At 68.2% G+C, this 22,536-nt stretch carries 20 protein-coding genes; 14 read left to right on the forward strand and 6 right to left on the reverse strand.

Annotated features, from left to right (window positions below):
• Together ACIKT0_RS02390 and ACIKT0_RS02395 are read left to right on the forward strand one after the other, a co-directional pair.
• Positions 1 to 1,370, forward strand: a 1,370-nt coding sequence (locus ACIKT0_RS02390; RefSeq protein ID WP_407103813.1) for a penicillin-binding protein 1A, incomplete at its 5' end; no start/stop codon positions are given.
• Positions 1,371 to 1,382: 12 nt separating this feature from the next.
• A complete protein-coding gene (locus tag ACIKT0_RS02395) occupies positions 1,383 to 1,979 on the forward strand; it encodes a cation efflux transmembrane domain-containing protein (protein WP_407103814.1) in 597 nt (198 codons plus the stop codon).
• Positions 1,980 to 1,985: 6 nt separating this feature from the next.
• Here ACIKT0_RS02395 and ACIKT0_RS02400 read toward each other — a convergent pair whose 3' ends face one another.
• Positions 1,986 to 2,291, reverse strand: a complete 306-nt coding sequence (locus tag ACIKT0_RS02400; RefSeq protein WP_183394109.1) for an EthD family reductase — start codon at positions 2,289 to 2,291, stop codon at positions 1,986 to 1,988.
• 163 nt (positions 2,292 to 2,454) lie between these two features.
• Between ACIKT0_RS02400 and prfB the strand changes: the two genes are divergently transcribed.
• Positions 2,455 to 3,586, forward strand: a protein-coding gene (gene prfB / locus ACIKT0_RS02405) for a peptide chain release factor 2 (RefSeq protein WP_407103815.1) whose coding sequence is annotated in 2 segments (ribosomal slippage) — positions 2,455 to 2,523 and positions 2,525 to 3,586 — 1,131 coding nt in all. Because the reading frame shifts where the segments join, the coding sequence is not laid out codon by codon here.
• 32 nt (positions 3,587 to 3,618) lie between these two features.
• Here the strand turns inward: prfB and ACIKT0_RS02410 are convergent.
• Positions 3,619 to 4,746: a M23 family metallopeptidase gene (locus ACIKT0_RS02410; RefSeq protein ID WP_407103816.1), complete on the reverse strand. Its 1,128-nt coding sequence runs from the start codon at positions 4,744 to 4,746 to the stop codon at positions 3,619 to 3,621.
• 155 nt (positions 4,747 to 4,901) lie between these two features.
• Entirely contained in the window at positions 4,902 to 5,372 is a 471-nt protein-coding gene (locus ACIKT0_RS02415; RefSeq protein WP_407103817.1) for a peroxiredoxin, read from the reverse strand.
• 231 nt (positions 5,373 to 5,603) lie between these two features.
• Between ACIKT0_RS02415 and ACIKT0_RS02420 the strand changes: the two genes are divergently transcribed.
• Positions 5,604 to 8,975, forward strand: a complete 3,372-nt coding sequence (locus ACIKT0_RS02420; protein WP_407103818.1) for a YhdP family protein — start codon at positions 5,604 to 5,606, stop codon at positions 8,973 to 8,975.
• 13 nt (positions 8,976 to 8,988) lie between these two features.
• On the opposite strand, the gene tyrS is transcribed toward ACIKT0_RS02420, so the two are convergent.
• Positions 8,989 to 10,248, reverse strand: coding sequence for a tyrosine--tRNA ligase (tyrS, locus tag ACIKT0_RS02425; protein WP_407103819.1), 1,260 nt, complete (start codon positions 10,246 to 10,248; stop codon positions 8,989 to 8,991).
• A gap of 80 nt (positions 10,249 to 10,328) precedes the next feature.
• On the opposite strand from tyrS, the gene ACIKT0_RS02430 reads away from it, so the two are divergent.
• On the forward strand, positions 10,329 to 11,423 hold the full coding sequence (locus ACIKT0_RS02430; protein WP_407103820.1) for an anhydro-N-acetylmuramic acid kinase: 1,095 nt from the start codon (positions 10,329 to 10,331) through the stop codon (positions 11,421 to 11,423).
• Between the two features lie 39 nt (positions 11,424 to 11,462).
• On the opposite strand, the gene ACIKT0_RS02435 is transcribed toward ACIKT0_RS02430, so the two are convergent.
• Positions 11,463 to 12,161 (reverse strand): alpha/beta hydrolase, encoded by a 699-nt coding sequence (locus ACIKT0_RS02435; RefSeq protein ID WP_183394116.1) that lies wholly within the window; start codon positions 12,159 to 12,161, stop codon positions 11,463 to 11,465.
• Between the two features lie 152 nt (positions 12,162 to 12,313).
• On the opposite strand from ACIKT0_RS02435, the gene ACIKT0_RS02440 reads away from it, so the two are divergent.
• From ACIKT0_RS02440 to ACIKT0_RS02480, 9 genes are all read left to right on the forward strand, one after another.
• On the forward strand, positions 12,314 to 13,495 hold the full coding sequence (locus tag ACIKT0_RS02440) for a cysteine desulfurase family protein (protein ID WP_407103821.1): 1,182 nt from the start codon (positions 12,314 to 12,316) through the stop codon (positions 13,493 to 13,495).
• 90 nt (positions 13,496 to 13,585) lie between these two features.
• Positions 13,586 to 15,055 (forward strand): Fe-S cluster assembly protein SufB, encoded by a 1,470-nt coding sequence (sufB, locus tag ACIKT0_RS02445; RefSeq protein ID WP_407103822.1) that lies wholly within the window; start codon positions 13,586 to 13,588, stop codon positions 15,053 to 15,055.
• Between the two features lie 126 nt (positions 15,056 to 15,181).
• Positions 15,182 to 15,931 carry a Fe-S cluster assembly ATPase SufC gene (gene sufC / locus ACIKT0_RS02450; protein WP_407103823.1) on the forward strand — a complete coding sequence of 250 codons (750 nt, stop codon included), beginning with the start codon at positions 15,182 to 15,184 and terminating at the stop codon, positions 15,929 to 15,931.
• Between the two features lie 14 nt (positions 15,932 to 15,945).
• A complete protein-coding gene (sufD, locus tag ACIKT0_RS02455; protein WP_407103824.1) occupies positions 15,946 to 17,229 on the forward strand; it encodes a Fe-S cluster assembly protein SufD in 1,284 nt (427 codons plus the stop codon).
• 79 nt (positions 17,230 to 17,308) lie between these two features.
• The gene (locus ACIKT0_RS02460; RefSeq protein WP_407103825.1) at positions 17,309 to 18,562 is read left to right on the forward strand and encodes a cysteine desulfurase; all 1,254 of its coding nucleotides are present in this window, start codon (positions 17,309 to 17,311) and stop codon (positions 18,560 to 18,562) included.
• A gap of 13 nt (positions 18,563 to 18,575) precedes the next feature.
• Positions 18,576 to 18,944 carry an SUF system Fe-S cluster assembly protein gene (locus ACIKT0_RS02465; protein ID WP_407103826.1) on the forward strand — a complete coding sequence of 123 codons (369 nt, stop codon included), beginning with the start codon at positions 18,576 to 18,578 and terminating at the stop codon, positions 18,942 to 18,944.
• A gap of 58 nt (positions 18,945 to 19,002) precedes the next feature.
• On the forward strand, positions 19,003 to 19,398 hold the full coding sequence (locus tag ACIKT0_RS02470; protein ID WP_407103827.1) for a VOC family protein: 396 nt from the start codon (positions 19,003 to 19,005) through the stop codon (positions 19,396 to 19,398).
• 73 nt (positions 19,399 to 19,471) lie between these two features.
• On the forward strand, positions 19,472 to 19,858 hold the full coding sequence (sufA, locus tag ACIKT0_RS02475; protein WP_246397935.1) for a Fe-S cluster assembly scaffold SufA: 387 nt from the start codon (positions 19,472 to 19,474) through the stop codon (positions 19,856 to 19,858).
• A 169-nt stretch (positions 19,859 to 20,027) separates the two neighbouring features.
• Entirely contained in the window at positions 20,028 to 21,143 is a 1,116-nt protein-coding gene (locus ACIKT0_RS02480) for an alkene reductase (RefSeq protein WP_407103828.1), read from the forward strand.
• A 28-nt stretch (positions 21,144 to 21,171) separates the two neighbouring features.
• Here the strand turns inward: ACIKT0_RS02480 and ACIKT0_RS02485 are convergent, their stop codons facing one another.
• On the reverse strand, positions 21,172 to 22,236 hold the full coding sequence (locus ACIKT0_RS02485) for a GGDEF domain-containing protein (RefSeq protein WP_407103829.1): 1,065 nt from the start codon (positions 22,234 to 22,236) through the stop codon (positions 21,172 to 21,174).
• Between the last annotated feature and the right edge of the window lie 300 nt (positions 22,237 to 22,536).

The raw sequence follows: 22,536 nt of genomic DNA on the forward strand, positions 1-22,536 counted from the left end.
AGGCCTCGATCGGGCTGCAGCCCGGGCGCGACAAGTCCGGCGCCGTGACGCGCGAGCGCGAGACCGGCACGCTGTCGCTCGAAGGCGTGCGCTGGGCGAAGTGGGCCAAGGGGCCGGAGCAGGGCCGGGCGGTCAAGACGGTGTCGCAGGTCGTGAAGCCGGGCGACGTGATCTATGTCGAGCCGGCCAAGGAGGGCTCTTCGGAGTATCGCCTCCGGCAGATCCCGGACATCTCCGGCGGCCTGGTGGCCATGGACCCGTACACCGGCAGCGTGCTCGCGCTCGCCGGGGGGTTCTCCTACGACGAGAGCCAGTTCAACCGCGCCACCCAGGCGCTCAGGCAGCCAGGCTCGGCGTTCAAGCCGTTCATCTACGCGGCGGCGCTCGACAATGGCTACACGCCCTCCAGCGTCGTGCTCGACGGGCCGATCGAGATCGACCAGGGGCCGGGCATCGGCATCTGGAGGCCCGAAAACTACGGCAAGAAGTTCTACGGCCCCCAGACCCTCCGCTTCGGAATCGAGAAGTCGCGCAACGTCATGACGGTGCGCCTCGCCCAGGACATGGGCATGCCGTTGATCTCCGAATACGCGCGCAGGTTCGGCGTGATGGAAGATCTTCCGCCCTACCTGTCGATGGCGCTCGGCGCCGGGGAGACGACCGTTCTTCGGATGACGGCCGCCTATTCGATGTTCGCGAACGGCGGCAAGCGCGTGACGCCGAGCGTGATCGACCGGATCCAGGACCGTACGGGAAAGACGATCTACCGGCATGACGACCGGCAGTGCCTCGGCTGCACGGCGACCGCCTGGGCCGGCCAGGACGAGCCGAAGCTGGTCGACGGCCGCGAGCAGGTGCTGGACCCGATGACCGCCTATCAGATCACCTCCATGATGGAGGGCGTCGTTCTGCGCGGCACCGGGACCGCAGTGAAGGCGGTGGGCAAGCCGATCGCGGGCAAGACGGGCACCACCAACGACTACAAGGACGCCTGGTTCGTCGGCTTCTCGCCCGATCTCGTGGTGGGCGTCTATCTTGGCTACGACAAGCCGCATTCGCTGGGGAGCGGCGAGACCGGCGGCTCCGTCGCCGCGCCGGTGTTCACCGAGTTCATGAAGGCCGCGCTGGCCGACAAGCCCGCCACCCCCTTCCGCGTGCCGCCCGGCATCAAGCTCATCCGCATCAACCCCACGTCGGGCATGCGCGCGTCCGCTGGCGATCCGAAGGTCATCCTGGAGGCGTTCAAGCCGGGGACGGCGCCTGCGGACAGCTACTCGATCATCGGACAGGCCGCGCCGTCGGATCGGCCGCAGGTCGTGACCCCGGAGGCCGACCGGGCGGTGCGCACAGGCACCGGCGGGCTGTACTGAGCGGCAGGCCTGTTGGCGCGGGACGATAAGCACGAGGTCGACCTCCGCCGCGTCGTCACCGCGGTGGCGTTGCTCAACCTCGGCTATTTCGGCGTCGAGATCGCAGTCGCGCTGGCGATCGGGTCGGTGTCGCTGTTCGCCGACAGCGTCGACTTCCTCGAGGACGCCTCCGTCAATCTTCTGATCCTGATGGCGCTCGGATGGTCGCTGAAGGCGCGCGCGCGTGTCGGCATGCTGCTCGCCGCGATCCTGCTCGCGCCAACCGCCGCCACCCTCTGGACTGCGTGGGACAAGTTCTGGGATCCGGCGGTTCCGGCCCCGATCGCCCTGACGCTCGCGGGCGGCGGCGCGCTGCTCGTGAACCTCGTCTGCGCGCTCATGCTGGCCCGCTGGCGCAGCCACGGCGGCAGCCTCACGCGCGCCGCCTTCCTGTCCGCCCGTAACGACGTCGCCGCCAATGTCGGCATCGTGGCGGCCGGAGCCGCGACCTACGCGCTGCACTCGCCGTGGCCGGACCTCGTCGTGGGACTGGCGATCGCGGCGATGAATCTCGACGCCGCGCGCGAGGTCTGGGAGGCCGCCGGCGAGGAACGCCGCGCGGCGGCCTGAGCCCGATCAGCCCTCGGTTTCTTCCAGAGTGAGAATCGTGGGGGCCGCCGGCGAATAGTTTGGGATGTCGGCCACGGCGGCCTGTCCCTCGGGCGATCCGAGAGCCGCCTGGATCGCGTCGACGCTGTCGAACGTACCCACGAACACCCAGAAGAACGCGCCGTCCGCTCCGTCGATGCCCTTTGCGGGTCCATAGCTGAAGCGACGAAGGCCGGGCATCTTCTGCACGAGAGGCATGTGCACCGAGCGGAAATGCTGGTCGAACTGCGCCGGATCAGCGGGCTTGGGATACATCACGATGAGCTTGGTCAAGGTCGTCTCCATGTTGGAGCGCACCATCTAGAGCTCGCCCCAGGCATTTCCCACCCGCGGCCGACGAAAGCGCCGAGCGCTCGGCTGGCGGTTTACAGAGACCCGCCCGGCCGCTACCAGTCCCCGCCTCATCCACCCGAACACTCCGGAATCCGCACTGGCCATGCGCGCCGAAATCGAAACCCTCGTTCAGGACATCGAGCAGTCAGTCGGGCTGCTGAGGAGGCATCTTTGACTGGGATCAGTCCCAGTCCCGCCTCGAAGAGCTGAATCACGTCGCCGAGGATCCCGCGCTTTGGGAGGACCCCGAGCGCGCCCAGAAGATCATGCGCGAGCGCACGGCGCTCGACGACGCGATGAGCGGCGTCATCCGCATCGAGCGCGAGCTCAAGGACAACATCGAACTGATCGAACTCGGCGAGATGGAGGGCGACGAGACCATCGTCGCCGACGCCGAGAAGGCGCTTAGGGCGCTGAAGGAGGAGACCGGTCGGCGGCAGCTCGAATCGCTGCTCTCGGGCGAGGCCGACGCGTTCGACACCTTCCTGGAGGTCCACCCCGGAGCTGGCGGCACCGAAAGCCAGGACTGGGCCGAGATGCTGCTGCGCATGTACACGCGGTGGGCCGAGCGGCGCGGCTTCAAGATCGAAGTCGTCGACCATCAGAACGGCGAACAGGCCGGCATCAAGTCAGCGACGCTGCAGATCAAGGGCCACAACGCCTATGGCTGGCTCAAGACCGAGGCCGGCGTCCATCGCCTGGTGCGCATCTCTCCGTTCGACTCGAACGCGCGCCGTCAGACGAGCTTCGCGTCCATCGACGTCTACCCGGTGATCGACGACAGCATCAAAATCGAGATCAACGAGTCTGACGTGCGCGTCGACACGATGCGTTCGGGCGGCGCCGGCGGGCAGCACGTCAACAAGACGGAATCGGCCGTCCGCCTGGTCCACAACCCGACGGGTATCATGGTGGTCAGCCAGGGCGACCGCTCGCAGCACAAGAACCGCGCGACCGCGTGGGACATGCTGCGCGCCAAGCTTTACGAGCGCGAGCTGAAGATCCGCGAGGAGGCCGCCGCCGCAGACCAGGCTGCCAAGACGGACATCGGCTGGGGCCACCAGATCCGCTCCTACGTGCTGCAGCCCTATCAGCTCGTGAAAGACCTGCGGACCGGTCACACCTCCACCTCGCCGCAGGACGTGCTGGACGGTGACCTCGACGACTTCATGGAGGCCACGCTCGCGCAGCGCGCCTATGGCGGCGCGGCGGAGGAGGTCGAGGACGTCGACTGATCAGGCGGCTCCGGCCGTCACAAAGCCTCTTCTCAGCGTCCGGCCGCAGCCAGCATGCGGCCGGCGTTGAGAAAGCGGAACGGGTCGACCGCCTCTCCGTGCACGCGGGTCTCATAGTGCAGGTGGGGCCCGGTCGAGCGCCCCGTGGAGCCGACGCGGCCGAGGGTCGTGCCGAGCCTCACCGCCTGGCCGGGCGACACGGCGATCGAGGACAAGTGCCCGTAGCGGGTCGTGAGGCCGCCGCCGTGGTCTATCTCCACCATGTTGCCATAGCCTCCGGTCGGAGCGGCCACGGTGACCTGGCCGGCTGCCGTCGCCTTGACGGTCTCGCCGTAGCCCTCTTCGAAATCGACGCCCGCGTGAAAGGCGGCCCGCCCCAGGAACGGGTCGGTTCTGGAGCCGAAACCGCTCGTCACCGAAGCGCCCGGAGCCGGCGTCCTGAGCGGAATTCGGTCAAGGCCACGGTCGAGCGCCTGTACCGCGGCGCGTTCGGCGGCGATCTCCGCCGCCCGCGCGTTGAAGGTGAGGGCGCGCGCCGGCAATGGCTCGAATGGCCCGCCGCGCGCCTTTCCGTCGGCCGGGCCCGGCCTTTTGGCGCCCACCGCGTCATAGACCTTCTCCAGCGTCAGACGACGCTCTCCCGTCCTCGAGGCGACGCTTTCGAGCGCGCGGACCTGCCGCTGCTCCGCTTCGTCCATAGAGGCGGCGAGCCGGTCGGTGAGACTTGAAGCTGGCCGTGGCGACGCCGAGGCTTCGTCCGCGCCGATGTCATCGAGGGCGGCGCGGTGATCCAGCGGTCGGGGCTTCGACGGGTAGACGAGAGAGAGACCGGGCTCGGCCATGTCCGCCCTGACCGGCTCCGTGAGTTCGGCCAGCGTGAGCTGGCGTCGCTCGAGCGCCTCCTGCCGGCCGGCGAGTTCCGCCAGTCGCGCGTCGAGCCGGGCTTTCTCGACCAGTCGCTGCGTCCGGGCGCGCCCGAGCTCGTCTCGCAACGCCGTGATCTGGGCTTCGTAACCCTGTCGAGCGGCGCGGGCGCCGTGCCGGAGTTCGGCGACCACGGTGTCGTGGAACAGCACGTAGGCGCCTGCGCCGACGGACCAGAGCAGAAGCCCGAGGATGACGGCGAAGAGGATGGAGACCCCGTGACGGGGGACGCTCACCGTGATGCGCCGTCCACCGCGCTCTATGACGATGCGCTCGTCGGTAACCCGACGCGGTTGGACGTGAGGGTGAGCGGCCATGTCGTTTCCTGGGATCGCGCCAGGAACACGCTAGATCGTTAGGGTTAATACCCGGCTAAGGTCCGCCTGGCGGCTCACGTCTCCTCCGCCGCCTTCAGAACCTCCTCGGCGTGGCCCGCCACTTTCACCTTGCGCCAGACGCGGGCGACGCGGCCGTCGGCGTCGATCAGAACCGTGGTGCGCTCCACGCCCATGTAGCGGCGGCCGTACATGCTTTTCTCCACCCACACGCCATAGGCCGCGAGCGCCTGCTTCTCCTCGTCGGAGGCGAGCGGAAGGTCGAGGCCGTATTTCGTGCGGAACTTGTCGTGGCTTGCGACGCTATCCGGCGACAGGCCGATCAGCTCCGTTCCGCAGGCGGCGAATCGCGGCATGAGGCGATTGAAGTCGATGGCTTCGCGGGTGCAGCCCGAGGTGTCGTCCTTCGGGTAGAAATACAGAACGATCTTCCGGCCGCGTAGGTCGCTCAGGCGGACCACTCCGCGGCCCGTGACGGGGAGGGCGAAGTCCGGTGCGGCCGAGCCGATGGCCAGGGTGTCCGTCATGGCGTTTTGCTTCCCTTCATGAAAACGCCCGCATAGTCCCGCACGGGCTTGCTGCGGCAAGGTCGATGTCAGAGTTTGCGCCGGCCGCCTCGAAGCCGCGGCGGGTTTCGCCGCAATGGAGGAAGACGACCCGAGCTGATGGCGGAATCGCGCAAACCAGAAACGTCCCGCCCCCGCGCAACCGCGTTGCCCTGGATGGGCAGGAGCCGGAGCGCGCGCCGGGCGGACGGCTTGCCCGCCGCTCCTCGTCCGACTTCGCGCCGCATCCTGAGCCTCGCCGGGGCCGGCGTGCTCGCGATAGCGGTGGCCCTTGCGGCGGCCTGGCTCGCCATCCTCTACATGCCGCTGCCGGCGTCCCAGGTGATTCCGCGCGTGAAGGCCGCCATCCAGGAGCGGCTGGGCGCGGAATACACCGTTGAGATCACGGACGCGCAGCTCCATCGCGGCGTCGACGGCGTCGAGCTCCAGCTGGTCGATCTCGTCGTCTCGAAGGCTGCGGGCGGCCCGGTGGTCGCAAGCGTGCCGCGCGCGGAGCTGCGGCTCGACGGTCTGGGTCTGCTCGGGGGCGAGGTCGGCGTGCGGTCCGTCCACGTGACGAGCCCTCGGCTCGACATGCGCTTTGACGACACTGTCGACGCGGCCTCCAAGAACGCGGACCTTCCCGCCCGGGTGCTGGCGGCGATCGGCGATCTCGACCGCCTGCTGGGGCCGGATGGAGCGGCAGGAGCTCTCGAAGAGGTCGTCGTGACGGACGCGACCCTCCTGGTCGCGCCGCGCAGCCGGGCGCCCCTGGCGCTTGACGGCGTCAATCTGCGGCTGTCGCGCGGGACCGGCGGCGCGATCGCCCTCACCGCATCTTCCGCCCGAGGAGACGATCGCTGGACGACCGCCGTGACGGTCACGTCCGCGGCCGCCGACAAGGCGCGGGTGATCGACGTCGGGCTCGAGAACGTGAACCTCGCGCCCTACTCGGCGCCGCTCGCCGAAAAGGCCGGCGCGGCCCCGGTCGCAGGGCGCGTGTCGGGACACCTCAACGCCGAGATCGGCGGCGACGGCAAGCTGTTGGCCGGAGACGGCCGGCTGGACGCCCGCATGTTGCAGATCTCGCTCCCCGGTCCTCCCGCGCCAGCGCCCCCGCGACAGATGACGCTCGACCGCGTGCAGATGGCGCTTCGCTGGGACCCTGCCGCGCGGACGCTTCGGCTCGAACCGTCCCAGATCAGGGGGCCGGGAGGGCAGATGAGCTTCGTGGGCTCGCTTGGCGCTCCGGACAAGCCCGGCGATCCCTGGCTCGCGCAACTTCAGGGCAGCGACATTCTGCTGTCCGGAGAAAGCCCGAGCGACGCGCCCTTGCGGCTGGACCGGATCGAGGTCCAGGCGCAGTTCGAGCCCACGGCCGGCGTTCTCGAGATCGGAAAAGCGCAGATTCTCGGTCCGACGGCCGGAGCGGCCGTGAGCGGTCTGATCACGTTCGAGGGCGAAAGTCCGGCGGTGCGCCTTGGCGTCGTCAGCTCGCCAATGCCGGCCTCGGCGGTGAAACGGCTCTGGCCGAACTTCCTGGCGAGCTCTGTGCGAAGCTGGATCGTCGAGAATGTCAGCGCCGGTCGCGTGGACTCGGTCTCCCTGACCCTCGACATACCGGCCGGGACGCTGGCGCAGATGGGGCCGCACGACCCGCTTCCTCCCGGCTCGATGGACCTCGACATCCGCTTCACGGACGGCGTCCTGCGCGGCCGGCCGGGAATGCCGTGGATTGAGGGCGCCAAGGGGAAGGTGACCGCGAGCGCCCGGCGTGTCGACGTCCTGATCGACCAGGCCTATGTCGCGGATCCGGGCGAGGAGGGCGCCTTGTCGGTGACGAACGTGCGGTTCGTCGTGCCCGAACTTGGTCTCCGGTATCCGCCAGCGACGGTGAACCTGAAGATGGACGGCTCGCTCCGGCGGACGCTGTCGATGGTCTCGTCCGGAGCCTTCGGGCGCAACCCGCTGCCGAGTCAGCTGCAGATTTCGAACGTGTCGGGCCGCATCTCGGCGGACGTCGCGGTCAATATGGAGCTCGACCACGAGGAAGCCGGCCCGCCGCCCGTCATCAACGTCGCCGCAGACATGCGCGACGTGAAGATCACTGACCTTTTCGCTGGCCGCAGCTTCGAGAAGGGCGCGTTCCAGCTCAAGGTCGCGGACGGGCCGCCGACCCTGACCGGAAGCGGCTCGGTGCGTGGCGCTCCCGCGACCGTCTCGATGCTGGAGGAGGCCTCCCCCGCGGGCGGGCCGGCGAGACGGAAACTCGCGGTGACGCTGACGGCGGACGCCGCTGACCTAACGCGCCTCGGATTCGACGTTTCGGGCTCCCTTCGCGGAGCCGTGCCGCTCTCGGCGGAGCTCTACCTTGACGAGCCGAGCGCGCCGATGACGGTCACGGCCGACCTCGCCAAGGTGGGCATCGACGGCGTGGTGCCGGGATTCGTGAAGCCCGCGGGTCGCCCCGGACGGCTGAGCTTCAAGGTCGAGCGCAGTCCCGAGAAAACCGTCGTGCGGGACTTCGTGCTCGAGAGCGGCGACAGGAGCGTCCGGGGCGCGATCGAGTTCGGCCCCAAGGGCGATCTCATTTCCGCGACGCTGCCGATCTACCGGCCCGCCTCCGGCGACGACGCGCGCGTCGAGATCGACAAGGGCCGCGGCGGGGTCACCAAGGTCGCGGTGCAGGGCGCTGCGCTCGATCTCAAGCCGCTGATGGACGCCTATCGCAAGCAGACCTCCGAGGCGACCGGCCCGGCGGGCCGCGGCGACGCAGTCGGCGGCGCGACGAAGAATCTGGACGTGACCGCGAAGCTCGGCACCGGGCTGGGCTACGGCGGCGAGGCGGTCGCTGGGCTGGACCTGAAGCTTGGCGTGCGGGACGGCAAGGTGGTGGACGCCGATGGGTCCGGGCGGATCGGAGCTGGCGCGATCAAGCTCTCGACCGGCGAAGGCGGCCGGCTGAACCTGGCTGGCGGGGACGCCGGCGCGGCGCTGCGTTTCGCGGATCTCTACGGTCGGGTGGACGGCGGCTCGTTCGTCCTCGCCGCCTCCCTTTCCGGGGGCCCGGGAGTGCTGCGCATTCACGACTTCTCGGTGCGGAACGAGAATGCGCTTGAGCGCGTGAGGCGCACGACGGGCGCGGACAGCGCGACGCCGGCCCCCGCGCGAGGCGGAGCCACCCGCTTCGATCGCCTCAAGGTGGACTTCGTGCAGGGCGGCGGTCGAATAGCGGTGAAGGAGGCGGTCGTTTACGGCCCTCAGCTCGGCGCGACACTCGATGGCGACGTGAACTACGCCGCCGACGCCGTCGACCTCGTCGGCACATTCGTGCCGGTCTACGCCCTCAACAACCTGTTCAGCCGCGTGCCTCTGTTCGGGGCGCTGCTCGGCGGCGGCGAGCATGGCGGCCTGCTCGGGGTGACCTTCAGGGTCCGGGGCCGCACCGCGGCCCCGACGATCACCATCAACCCGATGTCCGCCGTGGCGCCGGGCTTCATGCGCAAGCTCTTCGAGTTCCGGCAGGACGGGCGGCCCGACAACGCTCCGGCCGCGGCCGGAGCCGGCACCGCCACCCAGCGCTGACGGGGCCGCGCTGTCAGGCGCGCGGCCGGATGAGCACGTGCTTCTTGCGGCCAAGCGACAGCTTGATCACGCCCTCCGGCGTCAGATCCGCGGCCGTGAGGGTCGCGCGCTCGTCGGTCACCTGACGGTCGTTCACCCGCAGTCCGCCGCCCTTGGCCTGGCGGCGCGCCTCGCCATTGGACGCGACCAGCCCCGTGACCTCAGAGAAGGCTGTCAGCACGCCGATGCCGGCGCGGAGCGCCTCGGGATCGATCTCGACCGTCGGAAGCGTGTCGGCGAGGGCGCCTTCCTCGAACGTCTTCCGGGCCGTCGCTTCAGCCTCCTCCGCCGCGGCGCGTCCATGGACGATCGCCGTCGCTTCGGTGGCCAGGACCTTCTTGGCCTCGTTGATCTCCGAGCCCTGCAGGGCGCCGAGCCGGTCGATCTCGATCAGCGGCAGGTCGGTGAAGAGCTTCAGGAAGCGGACGACGTCCTCATCCTCGGTGTTCCGCCAGTACTGCCAGAACACGTAGGGGCTCGCCATGTCGGCGTTGAGCCAGACGGCGCCGCCGGCGGTCTTGCCCATCTTGGCGCCGGAAGCGGTGGTGATGAGGGGGCAGGTGAGGGCGAAGAGCTGCGCGCCGTCGACGCGGCGGCCGAGCTCGATGCCGTTGATGATGTTGCCCCACTGGTCGGAGCCGCCCATCTGCAGCCGACAGTCGTAGCGCCGCCTGAGCTCCAGGAAATCATAGGCCTGGAGGATCATGTAGTTGAACTCGAGGAACGAGAACGGCTGCTCCTGCTCGAGCCGCGACTTCACGCTGTCGAAGCTCAGCATCCGGTTGACCGAGAAGTGGCGGCCGATCTCGCGCAGGAAGGGAACGTACTCCAGCCGATCGAGCCATTCTGCGTTGTCGACCATGATCGCGTCGGCGGCGCCGTCGCCGAACGACATGAACTGCTTGAAGACCGACTTGATGGTCTCCTTGTTGGCCTTGATCTGGGCGTCGTCGAGAAGCGGGCGCTGCTCGTTGCGGAACGAGGGATCGCCGATCTTCGTGGTGCCCCCGCCCATCAGCACGATCGGCTTGTGCCCGGTCTGCTGAAGCCTGCGCAGCATCATGATGTTGGCCATGTGGCCCACGTGCAGGCTCGGCGCCGTCAGGTCGTAACCGATATACGCGGTGACCGGCCCCTCGACTGCGAGCGCGTCGAGCGCGGCTGCGTCAGAGATCTGATGGATCTGCCCGCGTTGGTCGAGCAGGCGCAGGAAGTCGGACTTGTAGGAGGTCATCGGCACGCCGGTCGCTGGAAAGGCGTCCGGATTCCACGTTTTTCGTGCAAAGTCACGCAATGGGATTCGGGAGTCCGCGCATGCGCGCGATCGGACTGATGAGCGGCACCTCCTTTGACGGGGTCGATGTCGCCCTTGTCGAGACCGACGGCGAGCGGATCGAACGTCTCGGCCCGAGCGGCTACCACCCCTATGATCCAGCCGCGCGCGCGACCCTCTCTAGGGCCGTCGCGGAAACGGCCTCCATGACCGATAGGAACGCGCGGCCGGGGGTTCTCGGCGTCGCCGAGGCGATCGTCACGGGCGCGCACCGCATCGCGGTCGAGCAGTTCCTGGCCGCCCACGACATCGCGCGCTCCGAGATCGATGTCATCGGCTTCCACGGGCAAACAGTCCTGCACCGCCCAGAGATCGGCCTGACGGTGCAGATCGGAGACGGCGAAGCCCTGGCGCGGGCGCTCGGCCGGCCCGTCGTCTATGATTTCCGCGCCGCGGATGTCGCCGCAGGCGGGCAGGGGGCGCCGCTCGCTCCGACGATCCACCCCGTGCTGACCTACGATCTCGGTCTTCCCCGGCCGCTCGCCGTGCTGAATCTCGGCGGCGTCGGCAACGTCACCTTCATCGGCGAGGACGGTGAACTGGTGGCGTTCGACACCGGGCCGGCCAACGCGCTGATGGATGACCGCGTGGCTCGGGAGACCGGCGAGGCGTTCGACCGGGACGGAGCGGTCGCCGGGGCGGGACGCGTTCATGACGACGCGTTGCAGCGCCTCATGGCGCACCCTTATTTCGAGCTGCCGCCGCCGAAATCCCTCGACCGCAACGCGTTCGACGCATCGATCACGGATCAGCTCTCGCTGGCTGACGCTCTCGCCACTCTTGCGGCCTTCACCGCGGCCAGCGTGGCGCGGGCCGCCGCGCAGCTGCCGCGGGCTCCTGCCGCCTGGATCGTGGCGGGCGGAGGCGCGCGCAACCCGACGCTGCTGCGGATGCTCAGCGAACGACTGGATGCGAAGCTGCAGACTGCGGACGAGGTCGGGCTCTCGGGCGACGCGCTGGAGGCGCAGGCTTTTGCGGTGCTGGCGGTGCGAAGCCTCAGAGGCCTTCCGCTGAGCTATCCCGGCACGACCGGAGCTCCCCGCCCGATGACGGGCGGGGTTCTGGCGCGACCTTAGGAAACAGTCTGCAGCGCTGCCGCAGCCCACGTCGGCTGTTCAGGCGGCGTCTTCGTCCTTGGGCGCCGGGAGCGCCGGGGCGGCCTCCGGCTCCTCGATCGGGCCGAGGCGCTTGTCGAGATAGGCGTTCACCTCGACCAGAAGTTCGTCGATGCGATTCTCGAAGAAGTGGTTCGCGCCCGGGATCACCGACTGATCGATGACGATGCCCTTCTGGGTCTTCAACTTCTCGATCAGGGTCTGCACGTCGCGCATGGGCGCCACGCGGTCCTGATCGCCGTTCACGAACAGGCCGGACGAGGGACACGGCGCCAGGAACGAGAAATCGAAGCGGTTGGCGGGCGGCGCGACCGAGATGAAGCCTTCCACCTCGGGGCGCCGCATCAGCAGCTGCATGCCGATCCAGGCGCCGAACGACACGCCGGCGATCCAGCAGGCTCGCGCGTCCGGGTTCAGGCTCTGCGCCCAGTCGAGCGCCGACGCCGCGTCCGAAAGCTCGCCCGAGCCGTGGTCGAAGGAGCCCTGGCTGCGGCCCACTCCGCGGAAATTGAAGCGCAGGACCGAAAATCCGCGGTTCAGAAACGCGTAGTAGAGATTGTAGACGATCTGGTTGTTCATCGTGCCCCCGAACTGCGGGTGCGGGTGCAGGATGAGAGCGATCGGCGCGCGGCGCTTCTTGGCGGGGTGGTAGCGGCCCTCGAGCCTGCCGGCAGGTCCGCTGAAGATCACCTCGGGCATTGTTGGTTCCCTGAATTCCTGGCGCGCCCGCCGATGATCGTCTTGCGCGGGCGAGCGGCCGTCTCTAGCACGGAAGAACCTCTGGAAGGCAAGGATCGCGCGCCGGTCCCTCATCTAGTGCGCGGACGGCGAGCGCGAAAGGAGCGTCGCTCATGAACGGCGGACGCGTCTATCTCGACCACAACGCCACGACCGCCGCGCGGCCCGCCGTGATCGCGGTGATGTCCGAGGTCTTGTCGGCGGTCGGCAATCCCTCCTCTGTTCACGCCGAAGGCCGCGCCAAGCGCCGGATCGTCGAGCAGGCGCGCGAGAAAGTGGCGGCGCTGGTCGGCGGCGATCCGGCCTGCGTGACATTCACCAGCGGTGGAACCGAAGCCTCGAACCTGGCGCTCAGTCCCACGGTCCGCGACGCGCGTGACCCCCGCCCGGTGACGCGCCTGTTCGTCTCGGCGATCGAGCACCCCGCGGTTGCGGCGGGCGCCCGCTTTCCAAAAGCCGCGGTCGAGACCATCCCGGTGAACGCGGATGGGCTCGTCGATCTCCAGGCGATCGACGCCGCCTTCGCCCGGCGCGCCGCCGAACGCCCCCAGGAGCGCGCCATGCTCGCGCTGATGCTCGCCAACAACGAGACAGGGGTGATCCAGCCGGTCGCGGAGGCCTGCGAGATCGCCCGGCGCTTTGGCGGGCTGGTGCATGTCGACGCCGTGCAGGCGGCCGGCAAGATCCCCGTCGACATCGTGGCGCTCGGCTGCGACTTCCTTGCGCTCGCGGCCCACAAGTTCGGCGGCCCGGCCGGCGTCGGCGCCCTGGTGCGGGCGGATGAGCGTCTGCATGTCGAGGAGCCGGTGGTCCGCGGCGGCGGGCAGGAGAAGGGGTGGCGGGCCGGAACCGAGAACGTCGCCGGCGTCGCGGGTCTCGGCGTCGCCGCCGCGGAGGCGCTATCGGGATTGGACGCCTTCCGGAGCCTCGCCGAGCTGCGGGATTCGCTTGAGGCCGGGCTGCGGCGGCTGGGAGAGGTGACCATCTTCGGCGAGCGCGCGCCGCGTCTGCCCAACACGTCCTGTTTTGCGGCGCGCGGCGTCTCGTCGGCGCGGGCGATGATCGCGCTCGACCTCGCCGGAATTGCGGTTTCCGCAGGCTCGGCATGCTCTTCAGGCAGAACCAAAGCCTCTGCGGTTCTTGACGCTATGGGCGTGGATCACAATCTGTCGTCAGGAATGCTGCGCGTCAGCTTCGGCTGGCCCTCGGGTCCAGAGGACGGCGAGCGTTTCCTCGCCGCGTGGGCGGATCTGCTGCAGCCGCGCGAGCGAGGACCCTCCACCTCGGCGGCTTAGTCACCGGAAGACGTTTCCGCTGACGCCGAAGCCCTGCTAGAAGAACCCTAACGACAGCCGCAGGCGCACTGCGGCCGATGGAGCAAGAGAATGCCGGCAGTTCAGGAGACGGTAGCCCGGGTGCGGTCGATCGACGTCGACCAGTACAAGTACGGCTTCGTCACCGACATCGAGTCCGACCGCGCCGAAAAGGGCCTCACGGAAGACACCGTGCGGTTCATTTCGGCGAAGAAGGAAGAGCCGGAGTGGATGCTCGAGTGGCGTCTGGACGCCTATCGCCGCTGGCGGACCATGACCGAGCCGACCTGGGCGAGGGTAGATTATCCGCCAATCGATTACGAAGAGCTCTACTACTACTCGGCGCCGAAATCGTTCGTCGCGCCGAAGACGCTGGACGACGTCGATCCCGAACTGCTGCGCACCTACGAGAAGCTGGGCATCCCGCTGAGGGAGCAGGAGGTGCTCGCCGGCGTGGAGCAGCGGCGCGTCGCGGTCGACGCGGTCTTCGACAGCGTTTCGGTCGCGACCACGTTCAAGGCCGAGCTGGCGCGGGCCGGAGTGATCTTCTGTCCGATCTCGGAGGCGATCCGCGAGCATCCGGAGCTGGTGAAGAAATATCTCGGCTCGGTCGTCCCCACGTCCGACAATTTCTTCGCGACCCTGAACTCCGCGGTCTTCTCGGACGGTTCCTTCGTCTACATCCCGAAGGGCGTGCGCTGCCCGATGGAGCTGTCGACCTATTTCCGCATCAATGAGCGCAACACCGGCCAGTTCGAGCGTACGCTCATCATCGCCGACGAGGGCTCCTATGTGAGCTACCTCGAGGGCTGCACCGCGCCGATGCGCGACGAGAACCAGCTCCACGCCGCGGTCGTCGAGCTCGTCGCGCTCGACGACGCCGAGATCAAGTACTCGACCGTCCAGAACTGGTACCCGGGCGACGCCGAGGGCAGGGGCGGGATCTACAACTTCGTCACCAAGCGCGGCGATTGCCGCGGCAAGAACTCGAAGATCTCCTGGACCCAGGTGGAGACCGGCTCGGCCATCACCTGGAAATATCCGAGCTGCATCCTGCGCGGGGACGGCAGCCGCGGCGAGTTCTATTCGATCGCGATCTCGAACGGCCGCCAGCAGGTCGATTCCGGCACCAAGATGATCCATCTCGGGCGGAACACGACGTCCAAGATCATCTCGAAGGGCATCTCGGCCGGGCGCTCCAACAACACCTATCGTGGGCTGGTCTCGGCGCATCGCAAGGCCACCAACGCCCGCAACTTCACGAACTGCGACTCCCTGCTGATCGGCGACAAGTGCGGAGCCCATACCGTTCCGTATCTCGAGGCCAAGACCTCGAGCGCCGTGTTCGAGCACGAGGCGACGACGTCGAAGATCTCCGACGACCAGATGTTCTACTGCCAGCAGCGCGGGCTGTCCGAAGAGGAGGCGGTGGCGCTCATCGTCAACGGCTTCGTCAAGGACGTCCTGCAGCAACTGCCGATGGAGTTCGCGGTCGAGGCGCAGAAGCTGATCTCGATCTCGCTCGAAGGCAGCGTCGGCTGACAGGTGGAAGTCGGCCCCGGCGGCCGTCCGGCCGCTCCGGGATCGCACGGCATGATACTCGCCCATTGCGGGCGCATACCGGCGGCTCCGCTCGTCCGGCATGACGAAGGGTAGGAACGGAAGAAAATGCTCTCGATCAAGAACCTGCACGCCTCAATTGAGGACAAGCAGATCCTCCGGGGGCTCGATCTTGAGGTCAAAGCCGGCGAGGTCCACGCCATCATGGGGCCGAACGGCTCCGGCAAGTCGACGCTGAGCTACGTGCTGGCCGGCAAGGACGACTACGAGGTCACGGAAGGCTCCGCGACGCTGGACGGCCAGGACCTCTTCGCGATGGAGCCGGACGAGCGCGCCGCCGCCGGGCTCTTCCTCGCGTTCCAGTACCCGCTCGAGATTCCCGGCGTCGCCACCATGACGTTCCTGAAGACCGCGCTGAACGCCCAGCGGCGCGCCCGTGGCGAAGCTGAGCTGCCGACGCCCCAGTTCATGAAGCTGGTGCGCGAAAAGGCCGACTCGCTCAGCATTTCCACGGAGATGCTGAAGCGCGGCCTCAACGTCGGCTTCTCGGGCGGCGAGAAGAAGCGGAACGAGGTTCTGCAGATGGCGCTGCTGGAGCCTAAGCTCTGCGTCCTCGACGAGACCGATTCCGGCCTCGACATCGACGCGCTCAGAATCGTGTCGCAGGGCGTCAACGCGTTGCGGGCGCAGAACCGCTCCTTCGTGGTCATCACGCACTACCAGCGACTGCTCGACCACATCGTTCCGGACGTCGTTCATGTCATGGCGAAGGGCAGGATCGTCCGCACCGGCGGCCCCGAACTCGCCCATGAGCTTGAGGCGCGTGGCTACGCCGATTACGTCGAAGAAGCGGCTTGAGGACCGATCACGCGATGAACGCGGAAGTCCGCCCGATACGCACGGCCGCTGAGTCCGGCCTGATCGAAGCCTTCGAGGCCGCGCGGCCGCGCGAGGACGCGTTCCGCGCCTTCGCGGCCAAGGGCTTGCCGAACCGGCGCGTGGAGGATTGGAAGTATACCGACCTCCGCGCGATGATGCGGGAAGCCAGGCCGCTCGTTGTCACCCTTTCCGACGCCGACGTGGCTGCTTCGCGTGATCTGCTGCCGTTCGGCGACGTGGATGCGGTGCGCATCGTGTTCGTCAATGGCCGCCTGGCGCCGTCGCTCTCGCAGCTCGACGACGCGCCGGAGGGCGTACGCATCGTTCTGCTGGCGGACGCGCTCGCGGCTGACGCGCAGCACGCGCTGTTGCTCGAGAGCGCGCCTGCCGACAACGCCGCGATTGCTCTCAATACCGCCTTCGCCTCCGACGGCCTGATGATCGCGGTCGACGAGGGGGTGAGCGTCGCAAAGCCGATTCACGTCGCGAACGTCCAGACCGGCGGAGCGCACGCGGCCTATGGGCGCGTGCTGGTCTCGGTCGGGAAGGGGGCCTCGCTCACGCTAGTGGAAAGCCACGCCGGCGACCCCGCCGGCCACCAGACCAACACCCTGATCGGCCTCGATCTCGCCGACGATGCGAAGGCTACGCATCTGAAGCTGCAGGACGAGGGTCTCGGGACGCTTCACCTGGCCACGTTTGCTGCGCGCCTGGGGGCTCGCTCCGCCCTGACCTCCGTGTCGCTCTCGTCCGGCGCGGCAGCCGCGCGGCAGCAGGTGTTCCTGGCCTTCAAGGGCGAGAAGGCGACCGCCGACATCAACGGCGCCGGCTTCGCCGGCGGCAGGCGGCATCTGGATTCCACCCTCGTCATCCATCACGAGGCGCCGGGCTGCGCGAGCCGCGAGCTGTTCAAGACCGCGCTCGACGGCGAAGCCCGCTCGGTGTTCCAGGGCAAGATCGTCGTCCAGCCGGTTGCTCAGAAGACCGACGGCAAGATGATGGCGAAGGCGCTGCTCTTGTCGAACGATGCGGAGGCCGACGCCAAGCCCGAGCTGGAGATCTTCGCGGACGACGTCGTCTGCGGCCATGGCGCGACTGTCGGCGCGATCGACGATGAGCTGCTGTTCTATCTCATGTCGCGTGGCCTCCCCAAGGCCGAGGCCGAGGCGCTTCTGGTGCAGGCCTTCGTGGGCGAGGTGCTCGAGTCGATCGAGCATGACCAGCTGCGCGACGCGCTTTCGGCGCGCGCGGAGCGCTGGCTGCGCGAGCGCGACTGAGGCGGCGCCGCCGGGAAGGTCCTGGTCATAAACTTCGCTGCGGCCTTGCGTTCGCGGCCGCAGCGGTTAGATCAAGCCCATGTCCCTCGCCGAAAATCTCCGGTCCGCCGCCGCGCCCTATGACGTCGACCGTCTTCGGGCGGACTTCCCGGCGCTAAGCCTGAAGGTGCACGGCAAGCGGCTGGTCTATCTCGACAACGGCGCCTCGGCTCAAAAGCCGGTCCAGGTGCTGGATCGGATGCGGCGCGCCTACGAAACTGAATATTCAAACGTTCATCGTGGCTTGCACCACCTTGCTAACGCCGCGACGGAGGCGTTCGAAGAGGCGCGCGAGCGGGTTCGCAGCTTCCTGAACGCAGGCTCGATCGACCAGATCGTCTTCACGCGATCGGCCACCGAGTCGATCAACCTCGTGGCGAACGGCGTCGGCCTGGGCGGCATCCGCGAGGGCGACGAGATCGTGCTCTCGATCATGGAGCACCACTCCAACGTCGTTCCCTGGCACTTCCTGCGCGAGCGCCGCGGCGCGGTCTTGAAGTGGGTGCAGGTGCGCGAGGACGGCTCCTTCGATCTGGACGCCTTCGAGGCGGCGCTGACCGAGCGGACGAAGTTCGTCGCCATCACGCAGATGTCGAACGTGCTGGGCACCGTCGTTCCGGTGAAGGAGGTCTGCCGCCTCGCCCATGAGCGCGGCGCTCAGGTGCTGGTCGACGGCAGCCAGGGCGCGGTCCACCTCGCCCCGGACGTTCAGGACATCGACTGCGACTATTACGTCTTCACCGGCCACAAGGTGTACGGGCCGACCGGCATCGGCGTGCTCTACGGCAAGAAGGAGCGGCTCGACGCCCTGGCTCCGTTCAACGGCGGCGGCGAGATGATCCGCGACGTCACCGAGGAACTCGTCACCTATGGCGATCCGCCACACCGTTTCGAGGCCGGAACGCCGCCGATCGTGCAGGCGATAGGGCTCGGCGAGGCGCTCGAGTACATGCGCAGCGTCGGGCGTGAGGCGATCGCCGCGCATGAGACCGCGCTCCGCGACTACGCCCATCAGAGGCTCGGCGCAATCAACGCCGTTCGGATCTTCGGTCAGGCGCCCGGGAAGGGCGCGATTGTCTCGTTCAACCTGGAAGGCGCCCACGCGCACGACGTCGCGACGGTGCTGGATCGGTCCGGCGTGGCCGTTCGGGCGGGGACGCATTGCGCTCAACCGCTGTTGAAGCGGCTCGGCGTGACGTCGACGTGCCGTGCGTCCTTCGCGCTTTACAACACGACGGACGAGATCGATCGTCTGGCGGAGGCGCTGACCAGGGCGCGAGACCTGTTCGCTTGAGAGAGGCTCGACCATGAGCGACGTAGCGACGGCCCCAACTCCGGTCGCGGGCGACAGCGCGATCCCCGCCGAGGAGCTCACGCGGCTGACGGACGACATCGTCTCGGCGCTCAAGACTGTCTACGATCCCGAGATCCCGGTGGACATCTATGAGCTCGGCCTGGTGTACCGGATCGATATCGCGGACAGCCGCGACGTCACGATCGACATGACGCTCACCGCGCCGGGGTGCCCTGTCGCCGGCGAGATGCCGGAATGGGTGGTGAACGCCGTCGGCGCGATCCCCGGCGTCGGCAAGGTCGACGTCAACATGGTCTTCGACCCGCCCTGGGATCAGAGCCGCATGTCGGACGAGGCCCGGGTCGCGCTCGACATGTGGTGAGGCGGCTCTGAGCGCCGCCGATCCCACTCCCGGCGCGACTGCGCCACGCCTGACGGGCGTGATCGAAACCGCGGTCTACGTCGAGAGCCTTGATCGCGCGGTCGCGTTCTACGACCGCTTGTTCGCCTTGCCGCACCTGTTCGAGAATAACGCGCTGGTGGCGCTCGACGTCGCCGGCCGAAGCGTGCTGCTGCTGTTCGCCCGCGGAGCTTCCGCGCAAACCCAGACGCCGCCCGGCGGGGTGATTCCCGGTCACGACGCGTCCGGACGGATCCACTTCGCGTTCGCCGCCGACGATGAGCAGCTTCCGCTCTGGGAGGCCCGGCTGGCGGAGGAGGGGGTCCCGATCGAAGGCCGGGTGACATGGCCCCGCGGCGGGACCAGCGTGTATTTTCGAGACCCGGACGGCAATCTGCTGGAGCTCGCCACGCCGGGAATCTGGACGACCTACTGAAGCGGGGCGTACGCCTCGATAAAGTCGCCGCCTGCCATTATATTCGCGACGGCGGATCAAGGGAGTAGAGGACATGGCGTCGACGCGCCCGCGTCCCAAGGTGATGAGCATGACCGATCGCGCCGCCGAGCGCGTGCGCTCGGTCATCGAGCGGTCCGAGACGCCTGTGTTCGGTCTTCGCATCGGCGTGAAGACCGGCGGCTGCGCCGGCATGGAGTACACGCTCGAATACGCAGCCGAGCCCGGTCCGGCGGATGAGGTCGTGGAGGAGAAAGGCGTCCGGGTCCTCATCGACCCGAAGGCGATCCTTTATCTGCTCGGCACCGAGATGGACTTCGTGACCGAGAAGCTCACCCAGCGCTTCGTGTTCAACAATCCGAACCAGACGTCCGCCTGCGGCTGCGGCGAATCCGTCGCGATCACGCCCGCGCGTCCGGACAGCTACGTCCCGGCCGCCTGAGCCGGGCTTCTCCGGGGCGCGGCAGCGCCTCCTCCCCTGTCCGCTTGCGGCATTGCAATGCAGAGCTTCCGCGGCAGTTCGTCCGAAAGGGATGCGACTCCGCGCGGAGCGCCTATGTGGGGAGGCGACGCTGCCGTCCGACGGCCCCCCATTGCTCCGGAGTCTCTTCATGCCGAACGTCGACGTGCTCTTCCAGCCGCTCGCCATGGGCGCGCTCACGCTTCCGAACCGGATCGTGATGGCGCCCCTGACAAGGTCCCGCGCAGATCACAAGACGCTCGCTCCGCACGACCTCAACGCGACCTATTACGCCCAGCGCGCAGACGCCGGCCTGATCATCGCCGAGGCAACCCAGGTCATGCCGGAAGCACAGGGCTACGCCTGGACGCCCGGCATCTACTCGCCCGAACAGATTGCGGGCTGGCGCAAGGTCACCGACGCCGTGCACGCGAAGGGCGGCCGCATCGTGCTGCAGCTCTGGCATGTCGGCCGCATTTCCCATCCGGATCTTCAGCCCGGCGGCGCGGCGCCTGTGGCTCCGTCGGCGATAAAGCCGGAAGGGGCGGCGTTCACCGAGAGCGGCTTCAAGCCTTTCGAGACGCCGCGGGCCCTCGAGCTGGAAGAGATTGCGGGAATCGTCGCCCAGTTCGGCAAGGCGGCGGCCAACGCGGTCGAGGCCGGGTTCGACGGGGTCGAGGTCCATGCCGCCAACGGGTATCTGATCGACCAGTTCCTGCGCGACAAGACGAACAAGCGGACGGACGCTTATGGCGGGTCGATCGAGAACCGCACGCGGTTCCTCGTCGAGGCGACGGACGCGGCAGCCCGCGCGATCGGGCGGGAGCGGGTAGGCGTCAGGCTCTCGCCGCTGAGCCCGTTCAACGACATTTCGGACTCCAATCCGGAGCCGCTGTTCGTCCGCGCCGTCGAGCGCCTGTCGGAGCTCGGCGTGGCGTACATCCACGTCATCGAAGGGGAGACGCAGGGGTCGCGCGCCCCGGAGGGCGGCTTCGACCTCTCTCGCCTGCGTCAGGCGTTCAAGGGCGTCTATATCGGGAACAACAACTACGACCCGGCCCTCGCGGCTGAGCGGGTCGCCTCCGGAGCGGTCGATCTGGTCGCTTTCGGCCGCCCCTTCATCGCCAATCCCGACCTCGTCGAGCGCATTCGGATCGGCGCGCCGCTCGCGGAACCCGACCGCGACACGCTCTATGGCGGCGGCGCAGCCGGCTATACGGATTACCCGACGCTCGAGGCGACGGAGCAGGCGAGCAAAGTGGCCTGACCATCAGGCCGCGGGATCTGCGCCGTCGTCAGGCGACCCTGGCGGCGGCGGGCTCCATGGCGCGGGCGTCGTCTTCCGCGACCACGAGGTTCCGCCCACATCGCTTCGCGACGTACATGCAGCTGTCGGCGCGGTCGAGGATGCTCTGGGCGCTGTCGCCGCGCCGCCAGGTGGCGACCCCGATCGACACCGTGATGCGGCCGAGGTGCTCCCCGGTCGAACGTTTCACCAGGTCTTTCGCCATCACCGCGCGGCGGATGCGCTCGCCTATCGCGGCCGCGGCCGAGAGCGGCGTGTCGGGCAGCACGATCGCGAACTCCTCGCCGCCGAAGCGCGCCGTGACGTCCTCGTTCTTGGCGTTCTGCTTCAGCGCGAGCGCCACCAGCCGGAGCACCTGGTCTCCGGTCAGGTGGCCGTAGTTGTCGTTGAAGGCCTTGAAGTGATCGATGTCGATGATCAGCAGCGAGAACCGCTGTCCGTGCGTCGCCTCGATCAGATTCTGTTCAAGCGCCCCTTGGAGAAACTTGCGGTTGGCGAGCCCCGTGAGCGGGTCCGTCAGTGATTCCGCGCGGATCACCTCGAGCGTGTTGTGAAGCTCCTGCATCTCGTCATGGGACGCGGCGAGCTGGCGCTCGAGCTCGCGCGTCCGGTCGACCATGCGCTCGGTCGTGTCCCGCAATCCTCTCGCGAGTTCGCCCAGCGCCTGTCCCACCGGGCCGAGGCGATCAGCTTCCGCCGAAACCCGCTGCAGCGTGGCGGCGTAGTCGTCGCTCGACTTCCGCGCGTCCTTCAGAACGTCGGCGACTTCGGCGATCTCGGTGAGGATGCGCGAGCCGACATGGTCGACGCGCTCGGAGAGCCGGAGCGGCGAAAGGTAGGTTTCGTAAAGGAGGTCGAGATCGGCTTCCGAGATCGATGGATCGCGGTCGAGGGTCTCATTCACCGCGCGGTTGAGAGCCGCGTTGTAGCCGGTGGCGTAAGTGTACCAGAACTCGTAATTCCGGGGATATGCAGGATGGCGGTGCACCCTGAGACGCTGGATCGCCGCCTCGCAGAACGCGATGGTGCGGTCGAAATCGCTCGCGCCGCTCATCTTCCAAGGCCCCCGTACTCGCGACGTCACTGAGGCGCTTCGTGGAGCGATCCTGGCCGCGCCGGCAAGTGCCGGCGCGTACATTCTTACCTAATCCGTAAAGGCCAAGTTACGAACGAGCGGCGAGCGGGTCACGCCCGCTTGGCGCGCGCGGGCCTAAGCAGAAAGGCCGGCACATGATCCCCGAGACCTACAACGCGCTCGTCTCCGCCTGAGGCCTGAGGACGGCGCTCGATGGGAGCCGCACCGCGCCAGCGCCGCGCTCCGAGCGTCGAGCGCGCTCCGGCTCCCATCGAGCAC

This window comes from Hansschlegelia beijingensis, from assembly GCF_045505405.1.
Classification (GTDB): Bacteria; Pseudomonadota; Alphaproteobacteria; order Rhizobiales; family Methylopilaceae; genus Methylopila; species Methylopila beijingensis_A.